This window comes from Bradyrhizobium sediminis (assembly GCF_018736085.1).
GTDB classification, from domain to species: domain Bacteria; phylum Pseudomonadota; class Alphaproteobacteria; order Rhizobiales; family Xanthobacteraceae; genus Bradyrhizobium; species Bradyrhizobium sediminis.
In genome coordinates this window covers 4,735,662-4,754,988 of record NZ_CP076134.1, presented here as the reverse complement: position 1 = coordinate 4,754,988, position 19,327 = coordinate 4,735,662, and the positions used below count along the sequence as shown (strand labels likewise).

Here is a 19,327-nt window from a genome sequence, read left to right as displayed (position 1 = left end):
CCTCGCTTCTCGGCGCGCAGGCGTAACGGCAAAAAGGGTCGGCTCAGCATAGCGGCCGGCTGCAGTCCGCTCGGCCGCAGGGCGGCAATCGTCTTTCAGCTCGAACAGAGCGAGCTGCCGAGGCTGGGCGGCTTGAATTACCTCAAGCCGTTGCCGCCGCAGCCCGCGGAGGCGTTGCCAGCTAAAGGCATGACCGTCAACGATGACAATCTCAGGCTTTGCCGTGACACGCTCCCGCTCAGGCTCTTGCCAGATTCGCGTTCGGTCGGTCAGCGCATGGATCTTTCCTTGTGTACATGCTGCCGCCACTACCCCGGTGCAGCGGCTGGGCGTGGTCTTCGCTCATCTCACCCAGCCGTGTCAGCCTCCCCCGGAAGGGTCGCCGGGTCGGCCTGCACATCGTCCTTTTCGAGGCTTGCTCGGCGTTCACTCGCGTTGCGGCCTGCACACTCGCGCGGTCACCGTATTTCGTGACCCGCTATCCGAAGGCTTCAGACATTTCGTCTCCTCCATGCCTGCTCCGGTTGCTTCCGGCTGGAGCGGTCGCCGGGTGGGACTTGCACCCACGGGAAAAGCGCCGCCTTGTCACGGCGCACACCCGAAGCGGACGTCCGAGATTTTCAAAAGCGGAATACGAAACTCCAGTTTCCAGGTGTTCTTCCCCCCGATACGGGATGGGCGATAATCCGCGAGGCTTAGAGCGGTCGAGCTTCAATCACATTGTGGATGCCCGCCGGAAAAACGCGCGTCAACTCGAAGCCGGACTTGGCAAAGAGGTCTGAAAACTCCTCGCGCGTTCGCTCCCGTCCGCCCGGCGAGACAAGCATATTCAGATCGCTGAACTTGGTTGCCGGCATTTCATTTGGGGGCCCGACGAGCCGTTCGATGAGAAGCAATTTTGCAGCTTCCCCCGTCGCGCGCCGGCACACTTTCAGGATGGCGATGGCTTCATCGTCTTCCCAATCGTGAATTACCACCCGCATCAGATAAGCATCAGCGCCTTCAGGCACCGTTTCGAAGAAGCTTCCACCCACGATATTGCACCGGTCGATGACGCCGCGTTCCGCCAATACAGCCCTTGCTTGCGCTACGACGTCCCGCTGATCGAACAGCGTGCCGCGGACGTGAGGGTGAGCGCGCAGGATCGCTGCCAACATCAAACCTTGCCCGCCGCCCACGTCCACGATGTGGCGAAACGGAGCGAAATCATAAGCGCGGATCACCGCTTCGGCGCTGCCGCGTGAAAATTGCGTCATCGCCCGATCGAACGTTGCGCAGTGTTCGGGGTGCTCGGCGCGGAATTGCCACACGTCCTTGCCGTTCAGATCTTGAAATGCGTTCTCGCCGGTTTGCACGCTGTGCAGCAGGTGGCCCCAAGCTTGCCAAAAATAGGGACTCCCGACGACTTCCGCCCACGCCCCGAGCGGCGTCCCGGAATCCGTACGCAAACAATCACCCATGGGAGTGAGCGTAAACGTTCGGTCTTCCTCTTCCCGGAAAACACCCACTGCAGCGAGCGCCCGCAACAGCCGGTACAGCGAATCAGGATGGCTTCTTGTCAGTGCCGCGAGTTCGCCGGCGGAACGAGCCCCGTCATTCAGATGGTCGGCGACTCGCAGGGTTGCCGCGACACGGATTGCCTGCGTGATCTGAAAACCATTGATCAGGCCCAGCAGATCGAGCCGAGGGTCGGACGTCACATGACGGGCCTTCGTCACTGGGTCGCCTTGAAATCGATTGTTTTCGCAAGATCAGCAAGGCGTCGACGGTATTGGTCCAGCAAAGCGGCGAACTCGGACGCGGTGCCTGGACGAGCGGCCTGTCCAACGGCGGCCAGTCTTTCACGAATGCCGGGATCGCTTGCGACGGCGCGGACATCAGATGCAATCCGGTCACGCAACGCCTCGGACATTCCGCGTTTGCCGTAAAATCCCACCACGCCGTCCATTCGAAGCTCGGGGAATCCGGCTTCGGTTACGGTCGGCACATCAGGAGCAAGCGGCACGCGGACGTCGCTCGCAACTGCAAGGAGCCGCGCTTTGCCTGACTGCACCTGCGGCATGATCACACCCAGCGCGTGAGCGAATACATCTATGCGGCCCTCGCCAAGATCCTGGAGAGCAGGGGCAAGGTCGCGATAGGAAACAACAACGAGATCCAGTTTCGAATTCTTGAAGAACCCTCCTACAACGAAGGGCGGAAGACCAGGCGAGCCGGCCCAGTTCAGCTTGCCCGGTTGAGCGCGAGCCGTTTGAACCAGACCGTCGAGCGAGCGGATCGAACTTTTTTCGCTGGCCGCTATTGCAAGGACAACGTCCGAAGTTGGAGATATCGGGACCAGCTCACGAACCGGATCATAGGGCAATTTCTCGCGCGTAATCGGATGGACGGTATATACGGCCGAGATTGAATAAAGCAGGGTATGATCGTCGTCGGCGCTGAGAAAGGCAGAGACTCCGATCACCCCATCGGCTCCCGGCCGATTTTCCACGATGACGGGCTGTCCCCAGCGTTGGGAAAGTCGCTCCGCAAAGAGCCGGGCGCTGAAATCTGCCGCGCTCCCCGCCGGTACGGGTAGAATCAAACGGACAGTCCGATGCGGCCAGTCGGCGGCAACGACAGCAGAGCTCCAGGACAAGACGACGCCCAGAAGGATAGCGATGACAGCGGCGGAGCGATTGGAAATGCTCATGGCATCCTCCTTCAGCGACCTGTGTTCAACGACTTGAATCTTCACACGAAGACCGTACCAGGAGATGTCCGTACGCGCTTAACCTTCGGCTTACTATTTGCTCACTGATGGCTTATCTTTCGGCACCAGCCCGTCGCACGTAACCCAGGTCATGGCAGCTTGCGCTATTTCTTCGATGAGTTCGTATTTGACGCTGAACGGCGCGAACTGCACCGCGGGACCGACATAGTTTCCGTCCCGCCACGAGTATTCGATCTGCTCGACTACTTGATTTGCAACAGGGAACGCGTCCTCAGCAAGGAAGAGATTATCAAGGCGGTCTGGAACGGCCGTGTCGTATCTGACGCCGCGCTGACGACCCGGCTGAATGCAGCTCGGAACGCGATCGGCGATTCCGGCGATGAGCAGCGCCTCATCAAGACACTGCCGCGCAAGGGCTACCGCTTCATCGGACGCGTGCAGGAGGCACGGGGGGACGCAGATCCAACCATCGCCGGTCGCCCGATCGAATCGCCTCAGCCGGCTCTCAGGCTGCCTGATAAGCCTTCAATCGCGGTTCTCCCCTTCGTCAACCTGAGCGCCGATCCGGAGCAGGAATATCTTGCTGACGGAATGGTCGATGACATCATAACGGCGCTATCTCACTTCAAGGCGTTGGTCGTCATTGCTCGGAACTCCAGCTTCACTTACAAGGGGCGCGCGGTCGATGTGAAGCAGGTCGGGCGCGAGCTTGGGGTGCGCTATGTTCTGGAAGGAAGCGTCCGCAAAGCAGCAAACCGCATACGGATCACGGCACAGCTCCTCGATACTGCAACCGGGGGACATCTTTGGGCGAACCGAATCGATGGTAGGCTTGGCGACATATTTGATTTGCAGGATCGAGTGACCGAGAGCATTGTCGCCGCCATTGCACCCGCCGTGGAAAACGCGGAGATCGAGTACACCAAGCGTACACCGACAGAGAGTCTGGATGCTTACGCCTTCTATTTGCGCGGCATGGCCAAGCTTTACCAGTTTTCTGGCCAGCGAGCGAACGAAGAGGCGCTACGCCTGTTCTATCGTGCAATCGAGCTTGATCCAGACTTCGCATGTGCCTACGGGCGTGCCGCCTCCTGCTTCGCCCGCCTTAAGGCTGATGGTTGGATTGTAGTCACTCCGAATGAGATGGCCGAGGTTGTGCGGCTCACTCGGAAAGCGATCGAACTGGGCAGAGACGATGCGATCGCGCTCGCCGCGAGCGGATGGGCCTTAGCGTTTGTCGTTCACGATCTCGGCGCAGCCGCCGACTTAATGGAGCGGGCGCTTGTGCTGAATTCCAATCTGGCGGAGGCGTGGCGTTTCGGCGGATGGGTGAAATGTTGGCTCGGAGAGCCCGAAGCTGCGATCGAACGCTTCGCGCGTGCTATGCGCCTGGATCCCCTAGATCCACGGATGGGCGGAATGCGAAGCGGCGTCGCGCATGCATATTTCTTTGCCGGCCGCTACGAAGAAGCGGCAGGCTGGGCTGCAATGGCATTGCAGGACAATCCAAACTTCCAACCTGCGCTGCGCATCGCTGCCGCAAGCAATGCGATGGCTGGACATATGGAGCAGGCCCGTCATTTGTTGGCCAGGCTGCGAGAGCTAAATCCCACGCTGGTCCTTTCCAATTTGAAAGACAGGTTGGGGCCTTATCAACAGGCCGAGAACGTTTCCCGATTCGAGGAGGGATTGCGCCAAGCTGGACTGCCGTAATCCGCATTTCACGACGATTGTAGAAGAGGGGCGGATCACGCTTCGCTGATCCGCCCCACGGACGGCTGTGTGTAGAATTGGCGGTGACTTGCCATCAGTTACATCACACCACGGGACAGGATCCATAGATGCGTCGTGCGATCTCTGAGCCTATCGATAGCTCGGTGAGCGGCGATGCAGTCGATCTCGGCACGCGTCACGCCGATGTCCATCAGATCCCTGTCACGCAGGTCGTGCAAGCTGGCTCGCAACCTCTGGCGTTGGCGGCGCTCCTGAAACGCACGCCAATACCCCTTGAGCAAGCTCAAGACGCTCCGCGTCGATGCAGTCGGTGGTCCAGCAGCTTCCTTTTCCGACAAGGCGTCTCTCAGCGCTACGATGGAGGCATCGGGGCGCGCCGCTGCCAAAGCTTCGCCCATCGCGTCTTTCACCAACGCGATGGGGAGGTCGAGGCCGAGCCCTGCGGCATCGCGCCCGGTCTCGGATGTGAGGTTCGTCTGTTGGGGTGGCATCGGATGCTCCTGCTGTTGCGCCGGCAGGGAGCGTGGCCAAACAAAAGGCCCCGTCCGATGCCGGCGGGGCCTGGTGAAAAGATCGCGTCGTCGAATTCCTAGCGCACGACTCCTTCCACGGCCCAGCAAACGCGGGACGTATGTTTACGGTTGACGATGCGCACTGATCTAATCATGAGACGCAGATACCACGGACATCGCGCAATATCAAGGGATGTGCCGGCGTTGCTCGCATCCTTGAGGCGAGCGAGGCAGTCCCTGCGAGCTTTCTTTTTGGCTTCCTGCGTCTTTGGAGGGAATGGAACGCCGGGCAGGTCCGGAATTGGCACATCGCGTCATTTCGCTGCGCTGCGAATCTTGGTCGCCATCGAGGCATAGCGGACTCCGGCAAACCGACCACTCGGCGGATTTATGGGTTCACGTCGTAATTCAATTGTCGGAATTTTTGGCCTGCAATCGTGCCAAAGCCGTTTGGCGGAGCCATGAGCGGTCTTAAGTTGCGCGACGTTAAAATAGTGCCGGTGATTTGCCCGACACGTCAAAATGTTTTCGCGGGCAAGGCATCCATGCCGGCGACCCCTGGTTACTTTGCATGGGGTTGTTTTCGATATTTTGGTTGGGAGCCGCCTCGGCCTCGCGGCCGGGCCCCTACTCGGCCGGCACGCCGTTCGATCCGCGTGTGATCAGTCTGGCGCCGGCGCGCCGCCCGGCGAGGTGGGCGCTGGGCGCCACGACGTCGGTGGCAAGGCCGATCCACGCCAGGAAGCGAATGGTGAGCCAGGTATTGTCCATCTCCCACCAGCGCAGCCCATGGCGTGCCGAGCGCGGGTCGGCGTGGTGGTTGTTGTGCCAGCCTTCGCCATTGGAGATCAGGCCGACGATGATGTTGTTGCGGCTGTCCTCGTCGGTCTCGTAGCTCCGGTAGCCCCACAAATGGGTCACCGAATTGACCGCCCATGTGATGTGCCAGACCAGCACCGTGCGGACGAAGACGCCGAACATCATGATGCTGAGCCCGGTCTGCATCGCCGCCGCCGTGGTCTCGCCTGACAGCCATGCCGCGGCGAATCCGGCGCCGAAGAACAGCGGCATCTGGATGAGATTGATCCAGACCAGCCAGCCATGGCGTTCGAGCGCGACGTAGAAGCGGTCGCGCAGAATGTCCTTGGCGTAGCGTTCGTAGATTCCAAGCCGCGCCAGTTCCGGCTGATGGACCAGGATCCACCCGACATGGGCCCAGAAGAAACTGGCGAGCGGGCTGTGCGGGTCGGGCTGCTCGTCGGAGAACTGATGATGCCGGCGGTGGATCGCGACCCAGCGCGCGGGCGTTTCCTGCAGGCACGACATCGCCACCACCACCATGGAATGCTCCAGCCACTTCGGGCACTTCAGGCCGCGATGGGTGAGAAGCCGGTGATAGCAGAGGTTGATGCCGAACAGGCCGCACAGATGGGTGCCGAGGATCGCGACAATGAGGCCGCTCCAGCTGAAATAGCCGGGCATGAAGGCCAAGAGCGCAGCGCCATGATAGGCTGATATCACGATGATGTAAGGCCAGTTGAGCTGAAACGGCAGGACGCCCGCGGGCAGCGCCAGCCGCGGCCTCGCAGCAACAGGACCGGCGGCAACCGGAGAGATATCCGCCGCGGCGGCCAGCACCGCGGTCTTGGTCGTTGGCCTGGAAGCTGAGGTCATGCCGAGGTCGGGATCCCTTGTGATCTCTGCGCGCGACGCAGCCCGCCGAATCATCTGATCCGCAAGCCACGGAGGCTCTTTGCTATCGGGTGCAAGCCTTTGGCTCAATTTGTTTATTTTTCGGTCTTTGGAGCGGGCGGGTTCCCGCCGCAGCGGCAACCCCGATCAAGGCCCGGGAAGCTTGCCGGATTGACATTCGGCCCTGGCATGGCTTAGAAACCGGCCGTCCCGGGCGGTATGGCCGCTGGCGGGATAAATCTCATTTTGCCACTTTCGGCCTGTCGAAACACGGCCTTTCAAAGCATCAGGATTGTCCCATGAAGGTCCGTAACTCGCTGAAATCGCTGCGCGGCCGCCACCGCAACAACCGTCTGGTCCGCCGCAAGGGCCGGGTTTACGTGATCAACAAGGTTCAGCGCCGTTTCAAGGCGCGCCAGGGTTGATTCCAGGCTGAAGCGGGCCTGATTCCGGCTTTCCGGCCCTCGCGACTATTTCACGCCATCACGAGCCTTTGACGTCTTGCTGCTTTGCAAGCGCGTTTTGCTGCGTCTAGACTTTGAGGATGGCAACGAGATTCCCCCGCGCGCGCCGCCGGCTCGCCATTCTCCTCGCCGCGACGTTTGCCGCGGTGTCTCCTGCGTCGGCGCAGGATCCAAGGGTCGCCCCGCCGAAGAACCAGAAGAAATTGCCGGAGGCGCCGAGCAAGCTGCCCAAGGTCGGGGCCGACAAGACGCGAGGGCTGGACTTCCTGTTCGGCGCGCTGAAGGCGGCGCCCGACGAGGCCAGCGCCAAGCACGTCGAGGCGCGGATCTGGGCGCTGTGGATGCAGACCCCGAGCGATACGGCGGCGCTTCTGATGATGCGCGCCAAGGCCGCGATGGATGCCCAGCAGGTCGACGTCGCGCTGAAGCTGCTCGACTCCGTGGTCAAGCTGCGCCCGGATTACGTCGAGGGATGGAACCGGCGTGCGACGCTGTACTATCTCAAGAACGATTACGCCCATTCGCTGCAGGATATCGAGCAGGTCCTGGTCCGCGAGCCCCGCCATTTCGGCGCGCTGGCCGGGCTCGGCATGATCATGCAGGACATCGGCGACGAAAGGCGTGCGCTCGACGCCTTCCGCAAGGCGCTCGCGATCAACCCGCATCTGGAGAAGGTGCCGGAACTGGTCAAGACCCTGAGCGAGAAGGTCGAAGGCCGCGATATCTGATCGATTTTTTATCGTTCCGATCGCGCCGAATTAACTACGGCCGCAGACCATCCAGCGTCAGTGGCGGCAGCTGCGACAAGGACAAGAAGGGTTAGTGCAGGGCGCTGTTGCCGCGCTCCAGAGGACCGCCCTGGGCGATAATGGCATGCAGCTGCTGAACTTCGGCTTCCAGATGCTCGTTGACCAGCAGCAGGGCCCTCAGGGCCCCGCGCATGTCGCCGCCGCAGCGGGCCACGATTTCGTCGATGGCGATATCATTCGGTTTGGACATCGAAAATCCCCCAATGAGACCAAGACACTACCCCGGTGACGCGCCCTGCGTTCCCCTGTGGATTGTGTGGATAGCCCGGCCACCAGAGCCTCGACAGTGCTCGCCCGTCACATGGCAAAAGTGCGGATGACGATGATATAAAGTTGCCGATGACGGCTATATGAAGGCGCATGGTATGCGGCGGGAAAACCTTCGCTGCCCGCCGCGAAACCATCCCCGCCATGACGCCGTAACTGGTTCGTGCCCAAGATCATCCGGACATTGCAAATGATATTCGTGGTTGTCGTGGCGGTGCTGGCGATCTTGGCGCTGATCACGCAGGCCGGTGTGGTCGCACTGCAACGCGCCCATCCGGCGCAGGGCCGGATGGTCGAGGTTGAGGGCGCGGTCCTCAACGTCGTCGATATCGGGCCGCGCGATGCCGCCGGTCCTCCGGTCGTGATGCTCCATGGCGCCAGCTCCAATCTGGAAATCATGCGGCAACCGCTCGGCAACCGACTCGCCGAACATCATCGGGTGATCCTGATCGACCGGCCCGGCCATGGCTGGAGCACGCGCGCGGATCAGGACGATTCGACGCCGGCGGTGCAGGGCAGAATGATCGAGGACGCGCTCGGCAAGCTCGGCATCAACAGGGCGATCTTCGTGGTTCATTCCTGGAGCGGCGCGCTTGGCGCGCGGATGGCGCTCGACTATCCCGCCCGTGTCGCCGGCCTGGTGATGCTGGCGCCGGTGGCCTATCCGTGGCCCGGCGGCGTCGGCTGGTACAACAAGGCCGTCAACACTCCGGTGCTCGGCCCGTTGCTCGCCCACACCATCACGCTTCCGCTCGGCTACTTCCTGGCCGAACCCGGCGCCCGCGGCGTGTTCCTGCCGCAAACCCTGCCGGACAATTTCGTGCGCAATACCGCGACGCCGCTGCTGCTGCGGCCGCGCGAGTTCCTCGCCAATGCCCGCGATCTGGTGACGCTGAAGGAAGCGGTCAGGGAACAGGCGCCGCGCTACGCCGAGATCAGGGCGCCGGTCGTCGTGATCACTGGCGACGTCGACAAGACGGTGTCGCCGAATATCCATTCCCGCCCGTTCGCCGCCACCGTGCCGGATGCGAGACTGATCGTGCTGCCGGACGTCGGCCATATGGTGCAGCAGGCCGCGCCTGAATTGGTGATCGCCGAGATCGGCGCGATGATCGGCAGGATCGTTCACAAGAAGGCGGCCACGGCCGACTAGTCTTTTGTCTTGACGCGTTTTCTCGAGGCGAACCAGTGCCCGCTTCGCACTCAACCGGCTCCATTCAAAAGCAAGCAGCGCGGCGGTTGCCCGCCGCGCTGCTGGTGTCTTGACGCCGGCTTCTACCGAACGACGCCGAAGCTCAGCTGTAGATTTCGAACAGGCCCGCGCCGCCCTGGCCGCCGCCGATGCACATGGTCACGACGCCCCACTTGGCCTTGCGCCGACGGCCTTCCTGCAGGAGGTGGCCCGTACACCGCGCGCCGGTCATGCCGAAGGGGTGGCCGATCGCAATCGAGCCGCCGTTGACGTTGTACTTCGCAGGATCGATGCCGAGCTTGTCGCGGGAGTAGAGGCACTGGCTGGCGAACGCCTCGTTGAGTTCCCAAATATCGATATCGTCGATCTTGAGCCCGTGGCGCTTCAACAGCTTCGGCACGGCGTAGATCGGACCGATGCCCATCTCGTCCGGCTCGCAGCCGGCCGCCGTCCAGGCGACGAAGCGGCCGAGCGGATTGAGGCCGCGCTTTTCGGCGTCCTTGGCTTCCATCAGCACGACGGCCGCAGCACCGTCCGACAGCTGGCTGGCGTTGCCGGCGGTGATGTATTTGCCGGGACCCTTCACCGGCTCGAGCTTGGCGAGGCCTTCCAGGGTGGTTTCCGGACGGTTGCATTCGTCGCGGTCGACGACGTAGTCGACGATGCTCTCGGCCTTGGTCGCCTTGTCGACCACCTTCATCCTGGTCTTCATCGGGACGATTTCGTCCTTGAACTTGTTGGCCTGCTGCGCGGCGGCCATGCGGCGCTGCGATTCCAGCGAGTATTCGTCCTGGTATTCGCGGCTGACGTTGTAACGCTCCGCGACGATATCGGCGGTATCGATCATCGCCATGAAGATGGCGGGCGCCGTTTTCAGCAGTTCCGGATCGACCACTTCCTTCGGCAGGGGGCCGCCGGGGACCGAGATGCTTTCCACGCCGCCGGCAACTATGCACTCGGAGCCGTCCGAGCGGATCGAGTTGGCGGCCATCGCGATGGTCTGCAGTCCCGACGAGCAGAAACGGTTCACCGACACGCCGCCCGTCGACTTCGGCAGACCTGCGAGCAGCGCGGCCTGGCGGCCGATATTCGGCGCGCCATGGGCGCAGTTGCCGAGATAGCAATCCTCGACGTAATCCTTGTCGACGCCGGCGCGCTCGACGGCGTGCTTGATGGCGTGGGCCGCCATCGACATCGGCGGGGTGATGTTGAACCCGCCGCGACCGGACTTCGCCAGCCCGGTTCGCGCATAAGAAACAATAACCGCTTCACGCATTTTCTTGGTCTCCCTTTGAGTTGGCCAATTATGCCCCGCAAAAGATTGCATTCGTAGAGAATTCTCACCGGCGGCGGCAAAATCTCGCTTGTTACAGGCAGCGCATTCCGCGGAGCGGAACTGACGGCCGGCGGATGACGTTCGACCATCCGCAACGTGTCGCGGTTAGGGAAGAAATGGCTTTCAGTAAAGCTCTCATTTTTGCTTCCTGCGAACGGATGCCCGCGGCGGATCGGCGCCGGCTTCCGCATCGGCAAGCCTGCAGCTTCTGCTGTTGAAATCAGCGCCCACGCGCTGCTCCGCAGGGCGACCCGAGGCCGGTATTGGTTGCCCGCTCATCCCCTCTCATCCTTTGGCGATCTACCCAAAGCGATCCAGACGTGCTTGATTTTCCGTGATAAATCGACGAACGCGAAGGCACTGGTGCCCGAACCGGGCATGGGAGACGTAACCGATGACCATCATGATGCCCGCGTCCGATCAGGCGGTGCTGGCGCGCCGCGACGAGATCGTGGCGGCATTGCGCGCGATCGTGCCGGGCGAGGGCGTGATCGACAGTGCGGCCGAAATGGCGCCTTACGAGTCCGATGGCCTGATGGCCTATCGTCAGCCGCCGATGGTCGTGGTGCTGCCCGACACCACCGAGCAGGTCTCGAAGGTCCTGAGATACTGCTTCGAGCAGGGCATCAAGGTGGTGCCGCGCGGTTCCGGCACCTCGCTGTCCGGCGGCGCGTTGCCGCTGGAAGATGGCGTGCTGCTGGGTCTTGGCAAATTCAAGCGCATCCGCGAGATCGACTTCGACAACCGCGTGGTCGTGACCGAGCCGGGCGTGACCAATCTCGCCATCAGCCAGGCGGTTGCCCACGCCGGATACTATTATGCACCCGACCCGTCATCGCAGATCGCCTGCTCGATCGGCGGCAATGTCGCGGAAAATTCCGGCGGCGTGCACTGCCTGAAATACGGCATGACCACCAACAACGTGCTGGGCTGCGAAATCGTGCTGATCACGGGCGAAATCCTGAAAGTGGGCGGCAAGTCCGTCGAGAACAGCGGCTACGACCTGATGGGCATCATCACGGGGTCCGAAGGCCTGCTCGGCGTTATCACCGAGGTCACGGTGCGAATCCTGCAGAAGGCGGAAACCGCGCGCGCCCTGATGGTCGGCTTCGCCGAGGTCGAGGCCGCCGGCGAATGCGTGGCGCGCATCATCGCCGCCGGCATCATTCCGGGCGGCATGGAGATGATGGACAAGCCGGCGATCCACGCCGCCGAAGCCTTCGTCCACGCCGGCTATCCGCTCGACGTCGAGGCGCTCCTGATCATCGAACTCGACGGCCCCGGGGGAGAGGTCGACGAACTGATCAAGCGCGTCGAGGCGATCGCGCAAGGCTGCGGCTCGACCAGCTGCCAGATTTCCACCTCGGAAACGGAGCGCAACCTGTTCTGGGCCGGCCGCAAGGCGGCATTTCCGGCGGTGGGGCGGATTTCGCCCGATTATCTCTGCATGGACGGCACCATCCCGCGCGGCAAATTGCCGGAAGCGCTGGCGCGAATTCGCGACCTGTCGGCCAGGTACGATCTTCGCGTCGCCAATGTATTTCATGCCGGCGACGGCAACCTGCATCCCCTGATCCTGTACGACGCCAACAAGCCGGGCGAGATGGACAATGCCGAAGCCTTCGGTGCGGATATCTTGCGGGTCTGCGTCGAACTCGGCGGCGTGCTGACCGGCGAGCATGGTGTCGGCATCGAAAAGCGCGACCTGATGCCGGAGATGTTCAGCGAAATCGATCTCAACCAGCAGCAGCGGCTGAAATGCGCGTTCGACGCGCAGGGGCTGCTCAATCCCGGCAAGGTGTTTCCGTCCCTGCACCGCTGCGCCGAACTCGGCCGCATGCATGTCCACGGCGGCAAGCTCGCCTTCCCCGATCTTCCCCGGTTTTGAGCAGGCGCCCGTGGACACGCTGAACATACGTGACGCCAAGGACGTCGAAGATGCGGTGCGCGCGGCGATTGCCCGCGAGCAGCCGCTGGAAATCATCGGCCATGGCGGCAAACGGCTGATCGGCCAGCCGATGGCGACCAATGCGCTGCTCGACCTGTCGGCCTTGAATGCGGTCGTGGCCTACGAGCCCAGCGAGCTGATCATCACGGTGCAGGCCGGTGCGCCGCTTGCCGACGTGCTGTCGCTGATCGATTCCAGGAACCAGCAATTCGCATTCGAGCCGATCAACACGTCGGCGCTGTTGGGCACGCCCGACATCGGAACCATCGGCGGCATGATCGGCGCCGGGCTCGCAGGCCCGCGCCGCATCCGGGCGGGCGGCGCGCGCGACCATCTGCTGGGCGCGCATGCGGTGTCGGGCTTCGGCGACAGTTTCAAGGCCGGCGGCAAGGTGGTGAAGAACGTCACCGGCTACGACCTCTGCAAATTGCTGGCGGGGTCATGGGGCACGCTCGCGGTGATGACGGAAGTGACGTTGAAGGTGATGCCGCGGCCCGAGAGCGAGCGCACGCTGATGCTGCGCGGGCTGGACGACGTTGCCGCGAACCGCGCGATGACGGCGGCGCTGGGCTCGCCGTTCGATGTGTCCGGGGCGGCCCACCTGCCGAATTCGGCATTTCGAGCATCGGCGGGCGGTCTCGGTGAGCTCGGATCGCCGGGGCAGGCGCTCACCTTGCTGCGGCTGGAGGGCATCGCCGCCTCGGCGGTGCATCGCGCCGCCGCGTTGGCCGCGATGCTGGCGCCGTTCGGCGCGGCGGAACTGCTGGAAGATGCGGCCTCGGCGGCGATCTGGAGTTCGATTCGCGACGTTCGGCCGTTTGCGGCTGATGGCGCGCTGGGAGCCTGGCCGGTATGGCGGATCGTCTGTCCGCCGGCTTCGGGCGGCGCGCTCGGTCAGGCGCTGTCGCGCGACACCGGCGGCGACGTGATCTACGACTGGGGCGGTGGCCTGATCTGGGCGGCACTGCCGCCCAAGCCGGACGCCCAAGCCGCGCTGGTGCGCTCCCGCGTCAATGCGGCCGGCGGTCACGCCACCTTGATACGCGCGTCCGAGCAGACCCGGCGCAATGTCGACGTATTCCATCCGCAGCCGGACGGCCTGGCGAGCCTGAGCGAACGCGTCCGCCACAGCTTCGATCCGAAGAACATCCTCAATCGCGGCCGGATGATAAGAGGGGCCGCGACATGAAGACCGAATTCAGCCTGGCCCAGCTCGCCGATCCCGATATCGCGGAGGCCGACAAGATCCTGCGCGCCTGCGTGCATTGCGGTTTCTGCACCGCGACCTGCCCGACCTACGTACTGCTCGGCGACGAGCTCGATAGCCCGCGCGGGCGGATCTACCTCATCAAGGAGATGCTGGAAAAGAACCGGCCGCCGACGCGGGAGGTGGTCAAGCACATCGACCGCTGTCTCTCCTGTCTCGCCTGCATGACCACCTGTCCGTCGGGTGTGAACTACATGCATCTGGTCGATCAGGCGCGGGCCAGGATCGAAAGGGACTATGCGAGGCCGCTGACCGAGCGGGCGCTGCGAGCGGTGCTGGCCTGGGTGCTGCCGCGGCCGCAACTGTTTCGCTGGAGCATGATTCTGGCGCGGTTCGGCCGGCCGTTGGCCGCCTTGCTGCCGGCCGCCGCATCGGCATCGCCGGGATTGTTGCGGCGAATCAAGGCGATGCTGGCGCTGGCGCCGGGCAGGCTGCCCAAGCCCGGACCGGCAGGCGGAACGGTTTTTCCGGCGCAAGGCGAACGGCGCGGTCGCGTCGCCCTGCTGCAGGGCTGCGCCCAACAGGTGCTGGCGCCGCGCATCAATCAGGCCGCCATCAATCTCCTGACGCGTCACGGCATCGAGGTTGTGCTGGTCAAGGACGAGCAATGCTGCGGCGCGCTGACCCACCACCTCGGACAGGACGGCGACGCACTGGCGCGCGCCCGCGCCAACATCGGGGCCTGGCTCGGGGAGGCCGAGCGGAACGGTCTCGATGCCATCCTGGTGACGGCGTCGGGCTGCGGCACGGTCATCAAGGACTACGGCTACATGCTGCGCGAGGACCGCGATTTCGCAGGCCCCGCCGCCAGGGTTTCGGCGCTGGCCAAGGACATTACGGAATATGTCGGCGGCATCGAACTGCAGCCGGCGCAGCAGCAACGCGACATCACGGTCGCCTATCATTCCGCTTGTTCGCTGCAGCACGGACAGAAAATCACGCACGCTCCGAAAGAATTGCTTTCCAAGAACGGATTCGTGGTGAAAGATGTACCCGAGAGCCATTTGTGTTGCGGTTCGGCGGGGACCTTCAACATTCTCCAGCCCGACATTGCGAGCAGATTGCGCGATCGAAAGGTCGCCAATATTGCGACAGTGAAGCCGGACATGATTGCTGCGGGCAATATTGGATGCATGGTTCAGATTGCCGGCGGCACGTCAGTTCCTGTGGTGCACACAATTGAGCTTCTCGATTGGGCGACAGGCGGTCCCCGGCCAGGATTGAACTGATCGATTGGCCCCGTGCGGAAGCGGACGACTTGAAACGCCTGATGGACATTATTCGGCGGCAACAGGAGGTTCACGATGGCTAAAGGCAAGAAGAGCAAGAAGGGCAAGAAGGCGAAGAAAGCCAAGAAGAGTGCTGTGACGGCGAAGAAGAAATCCGCCAAGAAATCTTCGAAGAAGGCCGCCAAGTCGGCGAAGAAGGCCAGGAAGGCCGCGAAGAAATCAGCCAAGAAATCGGCCAAGAAATCGGCACCGAAAAAATCGGCCAAGAAGGCTGCGAAGAAGGCCAGCGCCAAGAAGAGCCCCGCCAAGAAGAAGGCGGCCGCCAAGCCCGCCGCTCGCAAGCCTGCCGCTCGCAAGCCTGCCGCAGCGAAACCCGCAGCGCCGGAGCCCATGGCTGCGCCGGCGCCGGCACCGGCCCCGAGCTGGGCGTCGCCCAGCCCTGCGGCCCCAAGCCCCGCACCGTCGTGGGAGCAGTCCTCCGGCGGGGATGACGATACCCGTATCGAGTAAGAGCCAAAGCGCAGATCGCGTTGCAAAGGCCGCAGCATCCGCTGCGGCCTTTTTTGTCCGGGTCCGGGCAACCCGACCGCGTGTGCCGCCGATTCGGCGGCCCTTCGATCGGCAGAGAAGTCCGTGGTTTTGCGGGGTCAGCCGGGTTCCAATGCATCTCAGCCGATACTGGAGACCAGAAAATTGTTGTCGGAATGCAACACTCGCTGACAAGATTTCATGAAATGGCCATAACGCCTAAAAAGGCGGCAGATGCTTGTCTTTTCCGCTTCACTCACCCGGTGGCCCGTTTCAGATTGCCGTCACGTTAGGAATTGGTCGCAGTCGGTTATCGCTCGTCCCTGGGGGGCCCGGAACTGGACTGTTTTAAAGGTGATGGGGATCGTCATGAAAAAGTTGGCTTTGTTGGCAACGGCGCTGGCAATGGTATCGGGTTCGGCTCTTGCTGCGGACTTGCGCGTCAAGGCCGTCAAGGCGCCGCCGCCGCCCGCGTTCGATCCCTGGGATATCGCCTTCGGCAGCTCGATCACGAACGACTACGTGTTCCGCGGCATCACTCAGTCCAACCACAAGCCCTCGGTCTCGGCCTACTTCGAGCCGCGCTACAACGTCACCAAGGACGTGCAGCTCTACGCCGGCCTGGCGGGCGCAAGCATCTCCTTCCCGAACCGCGCCGCGGCTGAAATTGACATCTACGGCGGTATTCGCCCGACCTTCGGCGCGTTTGCTTTCGATTTCGGTGTTTGGGGCTACCTGTATCCGGGCGGAACCTGCCACTACGGCGCCGCGGTCGATACGGCGGGGCAACCGCTCAGCGCGGAATGCGCGACCAACGCCCTGGTCAACGGCAACGTCATCAAGAAGAACCTGAGCTTCTTTGAAGGCTACGCCAAGGTGAACTACACCATCAACGACATGTTCCAGATCGGCGCCAACGAATACTATACCCCGAGCTTCCTGAACTCCGGCGCCTGGGGCAACTACGCGTCGATCACCGGCAAGTTCACTGCGCCCAGCTCCACATTCGGCAGCAGCGGCCTCGGCATGTATGTCTCCGGCGAGTTCGGCCGGCAGTGGCTTGGAACCTCCGATTCGTTCTACGGAACGGGCTTTACCAATCCTGGCTTTGCGGGACCGTTCCCGAACGGCATCAACTACGCCGACTACAACACCTGGAACATCGGTGTCGGTTTCACCTACAAGGTGTTCACGCTCGATATCCGCTACTCCGACACCGATCTGTCGAAGGGTGATTGCAACGCCTTCACCAGCGATTTCGCAGCCCGCGGAAACATCACTGCGGCGTCTGGAACCTCCATCACGGCGATCAATCCGACCGGTGTTGGCTCGAGCTGGTGCGGCGCGGCCGGCATCGTCAAGCTCTCGGCTGACCTGACCGCGATGACCAGCCTGAAGTAAGTCATTCTCCCGAGACCTCGAGGGGCGGCAGAGCGATCTGCCGCCCCTTTTGTTTTGTGGGTGCCCGGATGGAGCGGGACTGGCTGCAGGCGGCGTGGACGCGATCCACCGCGGGAGCTATTGCGGACCTTGGCGCTGCCATCGCCATCGGCGGCTGTTTGTGTCCCGCTATCCGCCGGTGATCATCCCGTTTGCGACGTCGATGGTGGTGGTGGTTGGATCGCCGGAGGTGAAGCCGGCGCAGCCGCGCGCCCTGATCGGCGGCGATGTCGTGGCGACCCGGTTCGGCTCGCCATGCTGCATGTGACCGGGCCGCATGCCTGGTTTGCGGCGCCGGTTGTGACGCGCTTGGCCATCACGGCCTGGTATTCTCGCCGCCGCTCTGCAGCGCAAACCGGTCGCCGTCGCGGGTGAGCACGACGTTGCGCTGGTGGAAGGCATCGAGCGTCGAGCGATGGCCGATCGAAACGATGGTGGTGGCCGGCAATTTGTCCCGGAGGAGCTGATACAGCGCGGCCTCGGAAGGTTCGTCGAGCGACGCCGTCGCCTCGTCGAGGAACAGGTATTGCGGCGCATGCAGCAGCGCGCGTGCGAGCCCGAGGCGCTGTTGCTCGCCGAGCGACAGCATCCGGTTCCAGTGAGCGTGTTCGTCGAGTTGCGAGGCGAGCCCGGGCAATCCCACCGCTTCGAGTGCATTGCCGATCTGGCCGGCGGTAAACGTCCCCTCTTTGCCGGGGTACTCGACCGCCCCGTGCAACGATCCGACCGGGAAATACGGCCGCTGCGGCAGCATCATCAGCGTCGCCTTCGCCGGGATGGCGATGGAGCCCGCCCCGAACGGCCAGATGCCGGCAATCGCACGGAACAGCGTCGACTTGCCCGAGCCCGACGGACCGGTGACCAGCGTGCGCTCGTCCTTGCGCAAACTGAAACCGTCGGCGCTGACCAGCGGCGTTCCGTTCGGCAGACGGACCGTCAGTTCCTTGAGGTCGATGGCGCCGCCGCCAGCCGCCTCGACGACGTGAATCCGTTCGTCGCGGGTTGCCAGCGCGCTCGCCGCCGCAATCCCCGCCTCGAACCCGTCGAGGCGGTTCAGCACCGCCTGCCACTCCGCCAGTTGGCGGTAGACGTTGATGAAGAACGACAGCGCGCCCTGGACGCTGGAAAACGCCGATGCGGTCTGCATCATGCCGCCGAGCTGGATCTTTTGCGCGAAGTAGGCCGGCGCGACCAGGATGTAGGGAAAGATCACCGAAGCCTGCGAATAGCTGGCGGTGAACGCCGTCAGCTTCTTGGTGCGGCTCATGATGGCGAGCCAGTTCTCGACCACGCGTCCGAAGCGAACCAGGAGGCGTTCGCGCTCGGCGTCCTCTCCGCGCAGCAGCGCGATTTGTTCGGAATTTTCCCTGACCCGCACCAGATTGAAACGGAAATCCGCCTCGAACCGCTGCTGCCGGAAATCGATACCGACCAGTGGCCAGCCGATCAGATGGGTCAGGACGGTGCCGAGAACCGCATAGATCAGCGCGCCCCAGACCAGGTAACCGGGGATTGCGAAATCCGTTCCGAACATGTGCAGCGGGGCGGCGTTGGACAGGCCCCACAGGATGGCGACAAAGGACGCCAGCGTGACGACCGAGCTCAAGAGACCGACCCCGATGTTGAGCGTCCGTTCGACGAACAGCTTGACGTCGTCGGTCATGCGCTGGTCGGGGTTATCGGCGGCGTCGCCCTGGAGCTGCATCCGGTAGTGGTTGGCCTGATGCAGCCACTCGCCGAGATATTGCTTGGTCATCCATTGCCGCCAGCGGATCTGCAGCCATTGATTGAGATAGAGCTGGTAGACCGCGATGATCGTGTAGATAGCGGCCAGCACGCTGAAATAGATGATCTCGGAGACGAAGGTGTCCCAGTTGCGCTCCTGCAGTGCATTGTAGAAGCGGCTGTTCCATTGATTGAGCAGGACCGTGATGCCGACGATGGCAAGCTCGGTCGCGATCACCGCCGCGAGCAGCGCGCGGCCTGCCCATTTGTCTTCGGAACGGAAATAGGGGGCAGCGATCCGCCATACGGTCGCGAGCGTCGAGCGGATATTGTTCACAGATCAACGTCTCCAGGGGGATGGCCTCAAGGGCCTGAAAAAATGGAAGAATCGAGGAGTATCAGGTTTCGCAGCCTGCGGCAGCTTGTCGCTGCCTTCGGAGCAACCCTAGCATGGCCGCTGCGGCGAGGGGC

17 protein-coding genes are annotated in these 19,327 nt (G+C 63.0%); 10 read left to right on the top strand and 7 right to left on the bottom strand.

The annotated features are described in order from the left end of the window. Positions 1 to 695 precede the first annotated feature (695 nt). Both KMZ29_RS22860 and KMZ29_RS22855 read right to left on the bottom strand, forming a co-directional pair. Positions 696 to 1,718: a methyltransferase gene (locus KMZ29_RS22860; RefSeq protein ID WP_249779764.1), complete on the bottom strand. Its 1,023-nt coding sequence runs from the start codon at positions 1,716 to 1,718 to the stop codon at positions 696 to 698. Further along, the gene (locus KMZ29_RS22855) at positions 1,715 to 2,692 is read right to left on the bottom strand and encodes a Bug family tripartite tricarboxylate transporter substrate binding protein (protein WP_215621321.1); all 978 of its coding nucleotides are present in this window, start codon (positions 2,690 to 2,692) and stop codon (positions 1,715 to 1,717) included. The genes KMZ29_RS22860 and KMZ29_RS22855 overlap by 4 nt, the downstream gene beginning before the upstream one ends. A 159-nt stretch (positions 2,693 to 2,851) precedes the next feature. On the opposite strand from KMZ29_RS22855, the gene KMZ29_RS22850 reads away from it, so the two are divergent. Further along, positions 2,852 to 4,426: a winged helix-turn-helix domain-containing protein gene (locus tag KMZ29_RS22850; RefSeq protein ID WP_215621320.1), complete on the top strand. Its 1,575-nt coding sequence runs from the start codon at positions 2,852 to 2,854 to the stop codon at positions 4,424 to 4,426. Between the two features lie 98 nt (positions 4,427 to 4,524). On the opposite strand, the gene KMZ29_RS22845 is transcribed toward KMZ29_RS22850, so the two are convergent. Together KMZ29_RS22845 and KMZ29_RS22840 are read right to left on the bottom strand one after the other, a co-directional pair. After that, positions 4,525 to 4,938: a YjiS-like domain-containing protein gene (locus tag KMZ29_RS22845; RefSeq protein WP_215621319.1), complete on the bottom strand. Its 414-nt coding sequence runs from the start codon at positions 4,936 to 4,938 to the stop codon at positions 4,525 to 4,527. 648 nt (positions 4,939 to 5,586) lie between these two features. Next, positions 5,587 to 6,633 carry an acyl-CoA desaturase gene (locus tag KMZ29_RS22840; protein WP_215621318.1) on the bottom strand — a complete coding sequence of 349 codons (1,047 nt, stop codon included), beginning with the start codon at positions 6,631 to 6,633 and terminating at the stop codon, positions 5,587 to 5,589. A gap of 317 nt (positions 6,634 to 6,950) precedes the next feature. Here KMZ29_RS22840 and ykgO point away from each other — a divergent pair, with 317 nt between their 5' ends. Continuing rightward, positions 6,951 to 7,076: a type B 50S ribosomal protein L36 gene (gene ykgO / locus KMZ29_RS22835; RefSeq protein ID WP_002718645.1), complete on the top strand. Its 126-nt coding sequence runs from the start codon at positions 6,951 to 6,953 to the stop codon at positions 7,074 to 7,076. A 119-nt stretch (positions 7,077 to 7,195) separates the two neighbouring features. Beyond that, a complete protein-coding gene (locus tag KMZ29_RS22830; protein WP_215621317.1) occupies positions 7,196 to 7,843 on the top strand; it encodes a hypothetical protein in 648 nt (215 codons plus the stop codon). Between the two features lie 91 nt (positions 7,844 to 7,934). Here KMZ29_RS22830 and KMZ29_RS22825 read toward each other — a convergent pair whose 3' ends face one another. Next, positions 7,935 to 8,114 (bottom strand): hypothetical protein, encoded by a 180-nt coding sequence (locus KMZ29_RS22825; protein WP_215621316.1) that lies wholly within the window; start codon positions 8,112 to 8,114, stop codon positions 7,935 to 7,937. A gap of 267 nt (positions 8,115 to 8,381) precedes the next feature. Between KMZ29_RS22825 and KMZ29_RS22820 the strand changes: the two genes are divergently transcribed. Beyond that, positions 8,382 to 9,344, top strand: a complete 963-nt coding sequence (locus KMZ29_RS22820) for an alpha/beta fold hydrolase (protein ID WP_215621315.1) — start codon at positions 8,382 to 8,384, stop codon at positions 9,342 to 9,344. 142 nt (positions 9,345 to 9,486) lie between these two features. On the opposite strand, the gene KMZ29_RS22815 is transcribed toward KMZ29_RS22820, so the two are convergent. Continuing rightward, positions 9,487 to 10,659: a thiolase family protein gene (locus tag KMZ29_RS22815; RefSeq protein WP_215621314.1), complete on the bottom strand. Its 1,173-nt coding sequence runs from the start codon at positions 10,657 to 10,659 to the stop codon at positions 9,487 to 9,489. Positions 10,660 to 11,113: 454 nt separating this feature from the next. On the opposite strand from KMZ29_RS22815, the gene KMZ29_RS22810 reads away from it, so the two are divergent. The 6 genes from KMZ29_RS22810 to KMZ29_RS22785 all read left to right on the top strand — a co-directional run bounded on the left by KMZ29_RS22810 (position 11,114) and on the right by KMZ29_RS22785 (position 17,399). Then, on the top strand, positions 11,114 to 12,607 hold the full coding sequence (locus KMZ29_RS22810; RefSeq protein ID WP_215621313.1) for an FAD-linked oxidase C-terminal domain-containing protein: 1,494 nt from the start codon (positions 11,114 to 11,116) through the stop codon (positions 12,605 to 12,607). Between the two features lie 10 nt (positions 12,608 to 12,617). Continuing rightward, positions 12,618 to 13,856 carry an FAD-binding protein gene (locus KMZ29_RS22805; protein ID WP_215621312.1) on the top strand — a complete coding sequence of 413 codons (1,239 nt, stop codon included), beginning with the start codon at positions 12,618 to 12,620 and terminating at the stop codon, positions 13,854 to 13,856. Continuing rightward, the gene (gene glcF, locus KMZ29_RS22800) at positions 13,853 to 15,163 is read left to right on the top strand and encodes a glycolate oxidase subunit GlcF (RefSeq protein WP_215621311.1); all 1,311 of its coding nucleotides are present in this window, start codon (positions 13,853 to 13,855) and stop codon (positions 15,161 to 15,163) included. Before KMZ29_RS22805 ends, glcF begins: the two co-directional genes overlap by 4 nt. Positions 15,164 to 15,238: 75 nt before the next feature. Next, the gene (locus tag KMZ29_RS22795; RefSeq protein ID WP_215621310.1) at positions 15,239 to 15,673 is read left to right on the top strand and encodes a hypothetical protein; all 435 of its coding nucleotides are present in this window, start codon (positions 15,239 to 15,241) and stop codon (positions 15,671 to 15,673) included. Positions 15,674 to 16,060: 387 nt separating this feature from the next. Beyond that, positions 16,061 to 17,092 (top strand): TorF family putative porin, encoded by a 1,032-nt coding sequence (locus tag KMZ29_RS22790; protein WP_215621309.1) that lies wholly within the window; start codon positions 16,061 to 16,063, stop codon positions 17,090 to 17,092. Between the two features lie 160 nt (positions 17,093 to 17,252). Beyond that, the gene (locus tag KMZ29_RS22785) at positions 17,253 to 17,399 is read left to right on the top strand and encodes an HPP family protein (protein ID WP_215621308.1); all 147 of its coding nucleotides are present in this window, start codon (positions 17,253 to 17,255) and stop codon (positions 17,397 to 17,399) included. A gap of 48 nt (positions 17,400 to 17,447) precedes the next feature. Here the strand turns inward: KMZ29_RS22785 and KMZ29_RS22780 are convergent, their stop codons facing one another. Next, on the bottom strand, positions 17,448 to 19,193 hold the full coding sequence (locus KMZ29_RS22780) for an ABC transporter ATP-binding protein/permease (protein WP_215621307.1): 1,746 nt from the start codon (positions 19,191 to 19,193) through the stop codon (positions 17,448 to 17,450). Positions 19,194 to 19,327 lie beyond the last annotated feature (134 nt).

Excerpts from the sequence above, each read along its gene's own strand:
- KMZ29_RS22855 (WP_215621321.1), bottom strand. The coding sequence starts at position 2,692 with ATGAGCATTTCCAATCGCTCCGCCGCTGTCATCGCTATCCTTCTGGGC.
- KMZ29_RS22845 (WP_215621319.1), bottom strand. The coding sequence starts at position 4,938 with ATGCCACCCCAACAGACGAACCTCACATCCGAGACCGGGCGCGATGCC.
- KMZ29_RS22840 (WP_215621318.1), bottom strand. The coding sequence starts at position 6,633 with ATGACCTCAGCTTCCAGGCCAACGACCAAGACCGCGGTGCTGGCCGCC.
- ykgO (WP_002718645.1), top strand. The coding sequence starts at position 6,951 with ATGAAGGTCCGTAACTCGCTGAAATCGCTGCGCGGCCGCCACCGCAAC.
- KMZ29_RS22830 (WP_215621317.1), top strand. The coding sequence starts at position 7,196 with ATGGCAACGAGATTCCCCCGCGCGCGCCGCCGGCTCGCCATTCTCCTC.
- KMZ29_RS22825 (WP_215621316.1), bottom strand. The coding sequence starts at position 8,114 with ATGTCCAAACCGAATGATATCGCCATCGACGAAATCGTGGCCCGCTGC.
- KMZ29_RS22820 (WP_215621315.1), top strand. The coding sequence starts at position 8,382 with ATGATATTCGTGGTTGTCGTGGCGGTGCTGGCGATCTTGGCGCTGATC.
- KMZ29_RS22815 (WP_215621314.1), bottom strand. The coding sequence starts at position 10,659 with ATGCGTGAAGCGGTTATTGTTTCTTATGCGCGAACCGGGCTGGCGAAG.
- KMZ29_RS22810 (WP_215621313.1), top strand. The coding sequence starts at position 11,114 with ATGACCATCATGATGCCCGCGTCCGATCAGGCGGTGCTGGCGCGCCGC.
- glcF (WP_215621311.1), top strand. The coding sequence starts at position 13,853 with ATGAAGACCGAATTCAGCCTGGCCCAGCTCGCCGATCCCGATATCGCG.
- KMZ29_RS22795 (WP_215621310.1), top strand. The coding sequence starts at position 15,239 with ATGGCTAAAGGCAAGAAGAGCAAGAAGGGCAAGAAGGCGAAGAAAGCC.
- KMZ29_RS22790 (WP_215621309.1), top strand. The coding sequence starts at position 16,061 with ATGAAAAAGTTGGCTTTGTTGGCAACGGCGCTGGCAATGGTATCGGGT.